16 protein-coding genes are annotated in these 11,981 nt (G+C 61.6%); 7 read left to right on the top strand and 9 right to left on the bottom strand.

The features are described 5' to 3' along the window. Positions 1–145 precede the first annotated feature (145 nt). A complete protein-coding gene (locus DQ397_RS23390) occupies positions 146–715 on the top strand; it encodes a GNAT family N-acetyltransferase (protein WP_043209041.1) in 570 nt (189 codons plus the stop codon). Positions 716–825: 110 nt separating this feature from the next. On the opposite strand, the gene DQ397_RS23385 is transcribed toward DQ397_RS23390, so the two are convergent. Genes DQ397_RS23385 through DQ397_RS23370 form a run of 4 tightly spaced genes read right to left on the bottom strand, consistent with a single transcriptional unit; the run spans position 826 to position 4,503 of the window. Next, positions 826–1,500: a phosphoribosyltransferase gene (locus DQ397_RS23385; protein ID WP_043209044.1), complete on the bottom strand. Its 675-nt coding sequence runs from the start codon at positions 1,498–1,500 to the stop codon at positions 826–828. A 54-nt stretch (positions 1,501–1,554) separates the two neighbouring features. Beyond that, positions 1,555–2,163, bottom strand: a complete 609-nt coding sequence (locus DQ397_RS23380) for a hypothetical protein (RefSeq protein ID WP_238556602.1) — start codon at positions 2,161–2,163, stop codon at positions 1,555–1,557. A 55-nt stretch (positions 2,164–2,218) separates the two neighbouring features. Continuing rightward, complete coding sequence (locus tag DQ397_RS23375) at positions 2,219–3,586, bottom strand: MBL fold metallo-hydrolase RNA specificity domain-containing protein (protein WP_043209047.1); 1,368 nt, start codon at positions 3,584–3,586, stop codon at positions 2,219–2,221. After that, on the bottom strand, positions 3,577–4,503 hold the full coding sequence (locus tag DQ397_RS23370) for a universal stress protein (protein WP_043209049.1): 927 nt from the start codon (positions 4,501–4,503) through the stop codon (positions 3,577–3,579). The genes DQ397_RS23375 and DQ397_RS23370 overlap by 10 nt, the downstream gene beginning before the upstream one ends. Before the next feature lie 184 nt (positions 4,504–4,687). Between DQ397_RS23370 and DQ397_RS23365 the strand changes: the two genes are divergently transcribed. Beyond that, positions 4,688–5,236 carry a GNAT family N-acetyltransferase gene (locus DQ397_RS23365; protein ID WP_043209089.1) on the top strand — a complete coding sequence of 183 codons (549 nt, stop codon included), beginning with the start codon at positions 4,688–4,690 and terminating at the stop codon, positions 5,234–5,236. Between the two features lie 26 nt (positions 5,237–5,262). Here DQ397_RS23365 and DQ397_RS23360 read toward each other — a convergent pair whose 3' ends face one another. Next, on the bottom strand, positions 5,263–6,186 hold the full coding sequence (locus tag DQ397_RS23360; protein ID WP_043209051.1) for a universal stress protein: 924 nt from the start codon (positions 6,184–6,186) through the stop codon (positions 5,263–5,265). Between the two features lie 275 nt (positions 6,187–6,461). On the opposite strand from DQ397_RS23360, the gene DQ397_RS23355 reads away from it, so the two are divergent. Together DQ397_RS23355 and DQ397_RS23350 are read left to right on the top strand one after the other, a co-directional pair. Next, positions 6,462–6,710 carry a hypothetical protein gene (locus tag DQ397_RS23355; protein WP_043209053.1) on the top strand — a complete coding sequence of 83 codons (249 nt, stop codon included), beginning with the start codon at positions 6,462–6,464 and terminating at the stop codon, positions 6,708–6,710. A 1-nt stretch (position 6,711) separates the two neighbouring features. Then, a complete protein-coding gene (locus DQ397_RS23350) occupies positions 6,712–7,512 on the top strand; it encodes a helix-turn-helix domain-containing protein (RefSeq protein WP_043209056.1) in 801 nt (266 codons plus the stop codon). A 103-nt stretch (positions 7,513–7,615) separates the two neighbouring features. On the opposite strand, the gene DQ397_RS23345 is transcribed toward DQ397_RS23350, so the two are convergent. Next, positions 7,616–8,035 (bottom strand): DUF6691 family protein, encoded by a 420-nt coding sequence (locus DQ397_RS23345; RefSeq protein ID WP_043209058.1) that lies wholly within the window; start codon positions 8,033–8,035, stop codon positions 7,616–7,618. 1 nt (position 8,036) lies between these two features. Next, positions 8,037–8,474: a YeeE/YedE family protein gene (locus DQ397_RS23340; RefSeq protein ID WP_043209061.1), complete on the bottom strand. Its 438-nt coding sequence runs from the start codon at positions 8,472–8,474 to the stop codon at positions 8,037–8,039. Between the two features lie 92 nt (positions 8,475–8,566). Here DQ397_RS23340 and DQ397_RS23335 point away from each other — a divergent pair, with 92 nt between their 5' ends. After that, positions 8,567–9,397: an alpha/beta fold hydrolase gene (locus DQ397_RS23335; RefSeq protein ID WP_043209063.1), complete on the top strand. Its 831-nt coding sequence runs from the start codon at positions 8,567–8,569 to the stop codon at positions 9,395–9,397. Between the two features lie 150 nt (positions 9,398–9,547). On the opposite strand, the gene DQ397_RS23330 is transcribed toward DQ397_RS23335, so the two are convergent. Next, positions 9,548–10,261, bottom strand: coding sequence for a DUF72 domain-containing protein (locus tag DQ397_RS23330; protein WP_043209065.1), 714 nt, complete (start codon positions 10,259–10,261; stop codon positions 9,548–9,550). A 15-nt stretch (positions 10,262–10,276) separates the two neighbouring features. Further along, the gene (locus DQ397_RS23325) at positions 10,277–10,585 is read right to left on the bottom strand and encodes a hypothetical protein (RefSeq protein WP_043209067.1); all 309 of its coding nucleotides are present in this window, start codon (positions 10,583–10,585) and stop codon (positions 10,277–10,279) included. A 174-nt stretch (positions 10,586–10,759) separates the two neighbouring features. Here DQ397_RS23325 and hutC point away from each other — a divergent pair, with 174 nt between their 5' ends. Beyond that, positions 10,760–11,512 (top strand): histidine utilization repressor, encoded by a 753-nt coding sequence (gene hutC / locus DQ397_RS23320; protein WP_043209069.1) that lies wholly within the window; start codon positions 10,760–10,762, stop codon positions 11,510–11,512. A 302-nt stretch (positions 11,513–11,814) separates the two neighbouring features. Next, positions 11,815–11,981, top strand: a 167-nt coding sequence (locus DQ397_RS23315; RefSeq protein WP_148921634.1) for a hypothetical protein, incomplete at its 3' end; no start/stop codon positions are given.

Here is an 11,981-nt window from a genome sequence, read left to right as displayed (position 1 = left end):
CAACGGTTACCTGAGCCGAGGATAGACCTCGACGCGAGCGGCTGCGATGACCGGCAACCGGGCACTTGATAACGATCAAGTCGATCAACGCCTGAACGTTGAAACTGAATCTCCATCGTCCTTTTTTGCAAACGAGGAAATTGCCATGGCGACCGCCGATATGACCCCTAAGCACACCGCACCCTCGTTCCCCGTGCCCTCCGGCGAGCACTGGATCGAAGCACTCGACAATGGCACCCATGTGCTGATCAGGCCCTTGCAACCCAAGGACCGCCAGCGCGAAAAGGCCTTTATCGAACGGCTATCCCCAGAATCGCGTCATTTCCGCTTCCTGTGCCAGCTCAAAGAGCCTGGCGAGGCAATGCTCAACCAACTGATGGATGTCGACCAGGACCGGCACGCCGCCTATGTCGCGCTTGCCCACGTCGATGGCGAACTGCAGGAAGTGGGCATTTCCCGCTATGCCGCCTGTGAGAAGGACGACGAGTGCGAATGCGCGGTAACGGTCCTCGACAGTTGGCAGCATCACGGTCTGGGCCGTCTGCTGCTCAAACACCTGATCGACCATGCCCGCAGCAGAGGCCTGCGAGCGATGTATTCGATCGATGCCGCCTCTAACGTAGCGATGCGTGATCTTGCTAAAGCGGCGGGGTTCACCACGACCCGGGATCCGGATGACGCCAGCCAAGTCATCCATCGCCTCTCGCTGGTCTGAAACGGTGTCGCGGCGGCCCTTCAGGGCCGCCCTCAGCTATCCATCTGGGGGATGACGTTGATGAACGCACCTTCGAACAGCTTGCAGGGGAAACTCTACGACCGGCAGTCTCACGTTGACTCACGCAAGCTTGCCTTGTGCATGAGCGCCAGGACTTCTTCGTCGGTGGTCTGGGGAAAATCCAGGTACCAATAACCGACTGAGACCATCCGCTCCGGCACCAGCGGGCAAATGACCTGATCCACCTTTGTGCACAGGGCGTCGAGCGTATCCGGGGGCGAGACCGGCACCGCAACTACGATGCGCGAAGGCGCCTGTGCCCGCACCGCTTGAACGGCGGCCATCATCGAGGCGCCTGTGGCCAGGCCGTCGTCGATAAGGATTACCACTTGGTCCTTGAGCTGCAGCGGTGGGCGATTGCCCCGGTATTTCTTTTCCCGTCGCAGCAGTTCCTGGGTTTCCTGGTCCAGCACAGTTTGGAAACGGGTGCGGTCGATGGGATACGCCCGGAGCGCATCGTCATTGAGAATGCGGATGCCCCCGCTGGCAATGGCGCCCATGGCGTACTCCGGATGCGAAGGCAGGCCGAGCTTGCGCACCACCAGCAGGTCCAGGCGAAGCCCGAGGGCCGTGGCAACTTCATACGCCACTGGCACACCACCACGGGGCAATGCGAGCACGATCGCATCAGGCCTGTTGGTGTATTCACGCAGCGGCTCCACCAGGGCTCGACCGGCTTCGGTGCGGTTCGCAAAGGTAGTCTGCCGTGCAAGATCCTGAGTCATGGGAGCCTCCTGCGTCGCGACGGACGCCTGTTGATTCGATCGCCTATCGCGCCTCTAGGGCATCGCCTCGGCGGCCTCTTCGGGCAGCAAGTCGAACTGCGCCAGACAGCGCCGCTCATCCGCCGGCGTCAAGGCTTTGAGGGTGCTCGCTTGCTGCAACGGTGTCTCGAACAACGCCAGTCGGATCACGCCATTGCGGTCCAGAAAGGTCTGCGCCAGGCATGAGCACACCGGCCTGCCCACCAGAGTGGCGAGAGGCTCGTCCTCGGGCGCCTGCACCTGGGCCTGCAAGTTGGCCTGGCATCTATCCACGATACGCTCCACGGAGCGGCCGGCCAGCCAGAGCGTGCTGGCGCCGAGCACAGCCAAGAGCACCAGCATGCCCAGTAACACATTCGACTCCCGGGCTACCGCCCGGATGAAGGCGAGCCTGGCCTGCCAGCCGGTGGTCTGCCCTTCGAAAATGGCTTTGCCCACTGTGCGCCTCACGCCGCGCTGCACGGCCCATCCCACCGCGATACTCAAGACCAGTAACGTCAACAAGACCGCGGGATCACGCATCGGCAGGCGCCAGGACGGGCCCAACGCCTGGTACGCAGAGGCGGCCACCACCCAGGTGACGATGGCCATGACCCAACCCAGACTACCCCTTGGCCGCTGCATCCATGCTTTGAGTTTTGCCCTTGCTTGTGTATCCATGACAGCCTCCCGCGCCTGGCTAGCGCAAAGGGTCTATGGCAACGGTTTCTTGATGTTCCGGGACGCAGACGTGCCATCCGAGTTCGAGGCTGATACGCCGGCGCAAGGTGTCGGCCGCGTGCGGCTCGCCATGGATGACATAGGTCTGGCGAGGCGGTCGGGTGAACCCGCGCAGCCACTCCATGATTTCGTCGGCATCGGCATGCGCCGAAAGATTCTCCATCGCGTACACCTGTGCCCTGATGGGCACATCTTCGCCATGCACGCGAACGCTGTGCGCGCCGGCGACGATATCGGCGCCGCGTGTACCACCGGCCTGGAAGCCCGAAAACAGGATGCTGTTGCGGGGATTGGGCGCCAGCGCCTTGAGGTGATGCAGTACCCGCCCGCCGGTCGCCATGCCGCTGGCGGCAATGATCACCGCCGGCTCGCGCAGCTGGTCCAGGCGCCGGGATTCATCGACGGTGCGGATGATGTGCGTGCCCCTGCACATCGCAGCGCACTCCGCCGGTGACAGGCGGTGCTCGCCCCTGAACTGCTGGTACAGGACAGTGGCATCGGTCGCCATCGGGCTGTTGAGATAGACCGGAATGTCCGGTATCAGCCCGTCGCGTTTGAGCTTGTACAAGTAGTACATCAGTAGCTGGGCTCGGCCCACGGCGAAGGATGGCACCAAGGTGATGCCATGGCGCAGGAGCGTCTGGTTGATGACCTGGGCCAGGTACTGCTCGGTGGATTCGTCAGGATGCTTGCGATCCCCGTAGGTGGACTCCACCAGCAGTACATCTGCCGTCCTGACCAGTTCGGGCGCGTGCATGATCGGGTCCTGCGGGCGCCCCAGGTCGCCGGAAAACAGCAATCGCTGGCCGTCGGCGGTGATCTGCACGGACGCAGCGCCCAAGATATGCCCGGCCGTACGCAACAGAAGCTCCATGCCCTCGGCAACCACGGTACTGTGGTGCAACTCTACCGGGCGAAACAGCGCCAGTGCGCGCTTGGCATCCTGCTCGGTATAGAGCGGGCGCGCCGGTGAGTGCTTGGAATAGCCATGCCGGTTGGCGTGCTCGGCCTGCTCTTCTTGCAACCGGGCGCTGTCAAGCAGCAGGATTTCGGCCAAGGCGCAGGTGGCCGGCGTCGCATAGATCGGCCCGCAATACCCTTCGCGTGCCAACACCGGGAGGTACCCGCTGTGATCGAGGTGAGCGTGGGTCAGCACCACGGCATCGAGCGCACGCAGGGGGGCGGGCAAAGGCTCCCAGTTGCGCAGGCGCAACTGCTTGTAGCCCTGGAACAGCCCGCAGTCGATCAGCACGCGGGTGCTGTCGCGGGTCAACAGGAATTTGCTGCCGGTCACGGTGCCGGTACCGCCTAGGAAGGTCAGTTGCATGGCTGCGGCTCCCAGGTCTGGATCACATGGGGATGAACCGCCAGCACACTGCAAGGCGGTCGGCTGACGATGCGTTCAGTGGTATCGCCCAGCAGCTTGTCCAATCCCTTGGGCTGCACGACGCCCATGACCACCACGTCCGTATCCAGCACGGCGACCTGCTCGCGAATGACCTGCACAGGCCCACCTTCCTTGAAAAGCCGACGATCCTGGGGGACGCCTTCGGCATTGGCCAGGGTGTCGAAAGGCTCTTGGAGGGCGCTGCGCATTTCGTCGATCCACGCCTGGGTCACATTCATGTCCGAGGCAAACACCCCCGCCAGGTTGTAGGCCGACAGCAGGTGCAGCTGCGCATCGCACTGCAGGGCCAGCGCTTGCGCGGCCTGGACCAGCCCGTGATTGAACAGCGCCTGGGCCTCAGGGGTATCGCTGAAGGCGGTGTCCACGGCAACCATGATGCGTTTGGGCAGCGACACCGCCGCCGTTGGCACGAATAGCACCATTCCCTTGAACCCACGCATCAGCGCGCAGTCCAGCGGCGTGCCGAACAGCCGCGCCAGGGCCGGCGTCGCTTCGCTGTCCTTGATGACCATGTCGGGTTGCATTTCGCACAGGTAATCGATGGCCTGGCTGCGAATGTCTTCGGCATGAAGGCTGTCGACCGTCAGCGCGACACCGCTGGCCCGGTGCCGGTCGACCAGCTGCGCGAGGCGCTCGCGGTAGTGGATGAACTGGCGCTTGATATCCACCTCGTTCAGTCGCTCCTCCCGCAGCAGGTGCTCTTCAGTGGGTTCGAACAGCCCCAGTACATGCACGTTGGCCCCGCTGACGTGGGCCAAGGCAAGCGCCCTGCGCAGGGCTGAGGAATGCGGATCGATGTCGGTAAGCAGCACCAGCAGTTGTCGATACTGACCCATGGCGGACCTCCGGGCTTGCACGGCAGGAGTAGGGATGCAATCGATGTTCGGTGAACAGCACCCTCGCCGCTTGATGCAGATCAGAAAACCGCTTGTCCCGCATGAACTTGACGATTGTCAGAACCGGACCGGCCAACCGCGGTACAACGGTTCGCAGGGTATCGACCGGATCATCGGAGGCGACATGAACAAGCAACCCGTCAAGCGGCCGGACGTGGAGGAACATTGGGTGGAGCATCTTGCGGATGACGCTGTCGTACTGATCCGCCCACTGCGCGATGAAGATCATGAACGGGACAAGCGCTTTCTCAGCACGATCACCTATGAGTCACGGCGCTTTCGCTTCATCGCCGGGCTCAGCAGCGGCTTGCCCAACCTGGATGCACGGCTGATGCCGGTGGACTACCACCGGTGCATGGCATACGTGGCACTTGCGCATGAGGACGGCCAACTCAGACAGGTCGGCGTGAGCCGCTATGCAGGGATTCCCGGCAGCCACAATTGCGAATGCGCAGTCGCAGTCAGCGAACCATGGCAACGCAAGGGCCTGGGCAGGTTGCTGCTCAAGCACCTGATCGACGCGGCCCGGCGCAATGGCTATCACTGCATGGTGTCCAGGGACCTTGCAAACAACTATGCCATGCACCGACTGACCAAGGCGCTGGGCTTCACCTCACGTTACCTGGGGGGCGATGTCAGCGAGATCCTCCACGAGCTGGATCTCAGAACCTGAAACAAGGCCCTTGCGGGCCTTGGATGTCAGCCTCGGGAGCGCTCCGGCGAGATCACCAGCACGCTGCTATCGAGCCGGTGCAGCACCCGCTCTGCCGTACTGCCAATGAACCAGCCAATACCATGATGGTGATAGCTGCCCATCACCAGCACGTCGGTGTCGTTGCTCTGCATGTACAACGCCAGGCCCTTGGCCGGATCGCCGACGCGCATGTGACGGTGCTCGGCGGCGATACCATTGCGCTCGGCCAGCGCCTGGAACGCCTCGCTCTGGGCTTCGTGAAGGGTCTTGAACAGGTTCGTGTCGAACAGGAACGAGTGCTCGCGACCACCGCCGGCGTCAACATACATCGAGCTTAGGTCATAGACGTACAGCAGGTCGATCTGGGCATTGCATTGCAACGCAAGCTTGAGCGCTTCACTGATGATCTGGTCGTTGAGCCCCTCGACCTGATCTTCGGGCCGGGACAGGTCCACCGCCGCCAGTATCTTGCGTGGCAGCGCATGACTGGCCTTGTTCACCAGATGCAGGGGGATGCTGGTTTCGCGCAGCAGCTGGATGTCCAGTGAGGTGAACATCGCGCGTACCCACCACGGCTCGTGCTCGAGCGCCTTGATGAGCATGGCGAATTTCTGCTCGCGCAGATGCACGAGGATCTCGTCCAGCGGATTCTGGACCCACACCACCTCGGTGGTGACCGTCACGCCATTGCGCCGCATCGACAGTGCCTGGGTTTCCAGCCACTCACGGTGTTGGCGCACATACCCATCGCGCATGACGGCAAGGGCCTGGTCGTTGACCATCCCCGCGGTGGCAAGCCCTTCGAGATAGTCGAAGGCCACGATGTGCAGGGGCATGCCCTTGGCCTTGGCCAGCGCGGCGGCTCGGTCATAGACCGGCGTGCGACGCATCAAGGGCGACACGATGAGCAAGAGTCGTTGATTGTCCATGACACACCTCTGCGGTTGGGGAAGCGTGCCTCGATCATCTGCCACCGGCGCCTGCCCGACTTGATGTTTATCAACTCGAACGGCTCGGACAAACGGCTGCCACGGCGAACCAAGAACTTGACACGGATCAAAGCTCCAAAGCATGTGCGGCGCACGCTAGCTCCACAGCCACAGCAATCGTGCAATGCCCCCTGATCTTCAGGGCCGTCGGCAGGACGCCATCGCACTACGAATCGATACGCAAGTCCTTGCTCACGCGCGCTCTGGAGGTTCCGATGAACGTCTATATCGAGGTAAACGCCGATCAGCACCGCTGGTGTGTCCACATGGATCAATGGCACGTAGGCTTCAGAACGCCGGATGAGGCCGAACAGTTCGTCGAACGACTCACCGCCCGGCTCAACGCCCCCCATTCGCTGGACATGCTCGCCGACAGCCCAATCTGGAACCAGATGGCGGGCAGGCATGCGCAGCTGTCCGCCAAGGCAATGCCATCGCTCGGGCGATGCGTGAAGGGGGCCTGAAATGACCAGTCAGATCAGGGTCCGGATGCTCGAGCAGCCCATCCCCTCAGCCAAGGCGACCCCCATCCATCTCAAGCCGCTGGCGTCCCCGTGCCAGCAATGCCGGGTCAGCGGGCTGTGCCTGCCGACCGGCCTGCCGGTAAGCGACAGCAGTTGCCTGGGTAGCCTGGTGGGCCCACGCATACGCATCAAGAAAGGCGCTGCGCTGTTCAATGCCAATGCACCGTTGGATACCCTGTATGCCGTGCGCTGCGGCAGCTTCAAGACAAGCCTGAACAATGCCGAAGGCTTGGGTGTGGTGATCAATTTCTGGATGCCAGGCGATGTGCTAGGGCTCGACGCCATTGCCACTGAATTTCATGTGTGTGACGCCATCGCCCTTGAAGACAGCGAAGTCTGCCCTATTCCCTACCGGCGGTTGCAATCGCTGGCTCGGGACTTTCCCGTCCTGCAGCAAAGCCTGAATCGCTTGATGAGCCGGGAAATCGTACGCGAGCACGAACGTGTGCTGATGCTGTGCAACCTCAGTGCCGAGGAGCGGCTTGCCAGTTTCCTGCTGGGCTTGTCCAAGCGCTTCGTCAGCCGGGGCTATTCCGCTCATGGCTTCATGCTACGCATGTCGCGGGAAGACATGGCCTCCTACCTGGGACTGCGCCTGGAAACGATCTGCCGGTCGGTCGCCCGCTTGCGTGCCCTGGGTATCGCCGACTTGCGCGGCCGCCTCGTCGAGATTCTGGACATGCCAGCACTGATGGCCCTGGAACAGGGCTGCAGCGATGCCCAGCGTCCTGCCATCACCTAGGACGTTCGCCATTACGTCTTGGACTACCTGAACATGGCTCTGGCCGTTGTCGCTCGACACGATATGGATAGGCCTGCGGCAAGGTACAGGTTTAATCCGCCCATCAATGATGACGATGCGTTTCGATCCATTGGAACAGCGCCATACCGGCGAGCATCGCGACAACGAACAACCAAGCCTGCCAATACCCGGCCGGTAGCAGGACCAGCGCCGGCCCAGGGCAGACACCCGCCAGCCCCCATCCGACGCCAAACAGCAGACTGCCCCCGACCAGCCGGCGGTCCACATCGCGCCGGTCTGGCAGTTGCATCTTGCCGCCCAGCACCGCCACGCCATGCCGGCGTGCCCAGGCCATGGGCAGCAGCGCCACACCGATAGCGCCCACCATCACCAATCCCAGGGAGGGATCCCACTGCCCGGCAAGGTCGAGAAACCCCAGCACCTTGGCAGGATTGGCCATACCCGCCAGTAACAACCCCATGCCGAACAGAACCCCTGCGATAAAGCCACTGATACGGGACATGTCAGCTTCCTTGTAGAAGATGTCGAACGACAAAGACCGTGAGAAAGCCCGTTGCCATGAAGCACAGCGTGGCCACCAGTGAACGGGGTGACAGTCGAGAAATACCGCAAACACCATGGCCACTGGTGCAGCCACTGCCATAGCGCGTGCCCAAGCCGACCAGCAGGCCGGCCGTTACCAGTACCCACGGGGCCGAAGCGAAGTGCGCGGGTGGCAGCGTCGAGAACAGCATCCATAACAACGGCGCCGCCAGCAGTCCCAGGAGAAACGCGAATTTCTCGCCACGCCCCTCAGCCCGACGCTGAAACACCGAGCTGAGCAAACCGCTGATTCCCGCAATGCGTCCGTTGGCGACCACGAACAGGCCGGCCCCCAGCCCAATCAGTGCGCCGCCGGCCAAGGCCGACCAGGGTGTGAAGGCCATCCAATCAATTGTCATCGCATCCTCCGCGAGCGAGTCGAGCCCAATCTCAATTTTAATCCTACAGTTGATGGGCAGTGCCGAACTTCACCTACACAGGAGATGCAAGCATGGGATACGTCACAACCAAAGACGGCGTTGAGATCTTCTACAAGGACTGGGGCCCCCGCGATGCGCAGGTCATCCATTTCCACCATGGCTGGCCGCTCAGTGCCGATGACTGGGATGCCCAGATGCTGTTCTTCCTGGCCCAAGGGTTTCGTGTGGTGGCGCACGACCGCCGCGGCCATGGTCGCTCGAGCCAGGTATGGGATGGCCATGACATGGACCACTATGCCGATGATGTGGCTGCGGTGGTCGATCACCTTGGTACCCATGGCGCCGTTCATGTCGGCCACTCCACAGGTGGCGGCGAGGTCGTGCACTATATTGCCCGCCATGGGCAGGATCGCGTGTCCAAGGCGGTCATCATCAGCGCGGTGCCGCCGTTGATGGTCAAGACCGACGCCAACCCAGGCGGCCTGCCCAAATCGGTCTTCGACGACCTGCAGGCCCAACTTGCCGCCAACCGCGCGCAGTTCTACCACGACGTCCCCGCAGGCCCGTTCTACGGCTACAACCGCCCGGGCGCGAAGCCTTCGCAAGGCATCATCCTCAACTGGTGGCGCCAGGGCATGATGGGCGGCGCCAAAGCTCACTACGATGGCATCGTTGCGTTCTCGCAAACCGATTTCACCGAAGACCTCAAGCGCATCACCCTTCCCGTTCTGGTGATGCACGGTGACGATGACCAGATCGTGCCCTATGAGAACGCCGGCGTGCTCTCGGCCAAGCTGCTGCAGAACAGTACGCTGAAGCTCTATGCCGGCTACCCTCATGGGATGCCGACCACCCACGCCGAGACGATCAACGCTGACCTGCTGGCCTTCATACGCGGCTAGGCTGGTGCATGTTCCGTTGCGCCCTGTGGGAGCGACTCCACCCGCGAACTTCGGCAACACCGGTGCCAGCGACCGAGTCGCATGCTTCGCGGGTGGATTTCCATCGACAGGTACGGGGTGGCCCGAAGCCCGGCCATGCACCTTGAAGCCTCAGCACAGAAAGCCCTGAAGCGTCAGCGCATTGCTCAATGCCGCACCCGACGCGGTGTTGTCGAATATGCACCAGGTAGGTATCCCGGCTGCACGGCTACGCTGCAACTGTTCGGCCAAGCTTTGCAGGTAGGCCGTGGGATATTCGCTGTGGTAGATCCGCGGCTCACCATGAAGGCGCCAATAGACCAGCCCTGGCCAACCACCAGGGCGGGCATCGGTCTCAAAGCGTGAGGGACTGGCGGCTACTTGCGCGATCTGCAGGTCGATCAACAGCGGCTGTGCCAACTGCCAGCTAACGTGCCTGGGCTCGAGCGCTATCGATCCGCTGTACCGCTCACGCAAGGCTTCGAAGAAACGTCCGGCACTGCCAACGTCGTACCTCAGCGAGGGCGGCAATTGCACCAACAAGCAACCCAAGCGGCTGCCTAATTGCCCGCATTGCCCCAGGAACTCATCGAGGACCTCAGTGCATCCTTGCAGGCGCTGGTCATGAGTGATGATCTTGGGAAGTTTCACCGCGAAGCGAAAGTCTTCCGGCACGGACGATGCCCAGCGTGCGTATGTGCCAGGCCGGTGGGGGCGATAGAACGAGCTGTTGATTTCCACTGCGTTCAATCGCGCGGCGTATCGCTGCAGGTGGCTGCCAGACTGCACGAACTCATCGGCGTACTCGCGTGGCAAGCTCCAACCCGCACACCCCAGATGAATCATTCCTACCTTCCTGTATTAGACCTCGCTGCAAGGCCGGACCGCCCCCACTTGCGCCTCCTCGCCTTGGACGGCCAACTGCCTGGCATGGCCCACCCCCCACATCAAGGCCCGAGTCATGGTCTCGCCGGGGCGCTGGCCGTATATCTGTTCACACACCACATTGCCGTCCGCGTCGTAGACACCGATGAACAGCTGTGTCGCCCCGGTGCGCGACAAGCGCGTCTGCACCTCGAGGCAGGTGCCATCGTCGAGGGTCTGCTCATGGGTTTGATGATGCAGGATCGGATCGCACCATTGTCGGTACGTCTCGCCTCTCTTTTTCATGGGATGCCCCTTGCTGTGTTGTCTTACATAGAGCACCGGGTTTGCCCAACCGATCGAAATCAATTCGCGGCACCGGACAGCCGGCTTGGCCGATCCTGTCGTTCATAGCAAGCGCCTTGAAGTAAAGGGTAAACTGGTGCCCGTTCGCCCCCACTTATCACCCAGGAAAAGACAGTGCCCCACTCTTCTGACGATCGTGCATCTTTGGCCGCTTTCGCTCTGGAAAGCCCTGCCCCGCTCTATGCAAGAGTCAAAGACATCATCCTTCAGCAGATCCGTACCGGCGTCTGGGGACCGAACTTCAAGCTGCCCTCCGAGAGCGAGCTGTTCAATCAACTCGGCGTCAGCCGGATGACCATCAATCGGGCGTTGCGCGAACTCACCATCGAAGGCGTGCTGGTGCGCCTGCAAGGCGTAGGTACTTTCGTGGCGGAACTCAAAGGCCATGCCGCGCTTTTCCAGATACACGACATCGCCGAGGAGATCACCAAGCGTGGTCATCAGCATCGCAGCGACGTGGTGCTGCTTGAGGCGCTTGCAGGTAAAACGCCGGCCTCGCTGCCCTTCTCTCTGGATGAGGTCCAGGACCTGTTCCACTCGGTGCTGGTGCATTACGAAAACGATATTCCGGTGCAAATCGAAGAACGTTTCGTCAATGCCGACATCGCACCCGATTATCTCCAGCAGGACTTCACCCGGATCACGCCCTTCGCCTATCTGATGCAGCTCGCGCCACTGACCGAGGCCGAGCACATGGTGGAGGCCATCCATGCAACACCAGCTGAGTGCAAGCTGCTGCACATCAAACGCACCGATCCTTGTCTTCTCATCCGGCGTCGTAGCTGGTCTGGCAAACGGCAAGTGGGCTGCGCTCGGCTGATCTATCCAGGCTCCCGTTATCGCCTGGAAGGCCGTTTCGGCCAGTAATTTCGTTCAAGGATGACCATCGACTGGAACCGGTCGATGGTATTTCGCTTTGAATTTGATCAAAAATTTTTGACCTTTCGTCGCCGCTTCGCGCCCCGCCCCGTCATATAGACAGCATTTCCTGAAACGCAACCAACTGAAAAATATAGCTATTTTTCTTTCGCTTGGCGGCTGAATCCATTCTGCCGGGTGTACGAGGATCGGTACGCCCCATGTTGTATATACAGGTTGATATATGGTTGTATGTATATGAGCGCATACGAAACTCCCGACACCACAATCACAAAAAAAAGGAAACCGCCATGACAGCTTCCCGATTCCGCGACACTGAAATCCGCGCCCCGCGTGGCAACAAGCTGACCGCCAAGAGCTGGCTGACCGAAGCGCCGCTGCGCATGTTGATGAACAACCTCGACCCTCAGGTCGCCGAGAATCCGAAGGAGTTGGTGGTCTACGGCGGTATCGGCCG

The sequence above is a fragment of the Pseudomonas sp. CK-NBRI-02 genome, assembly GCF_008124495.1.
GTDB lineage: Bacteria > Pseudomonadota > Gammaproteobacteria > Pseudomonadales > Pseudomonadaceae > Aquipseudomonas > Aquipseudomonas guariconensis.
Note: the sequence above shows the minus strand (reverse complement) of the source record. Positions and strands in the feature narration are given on the sequence as shown.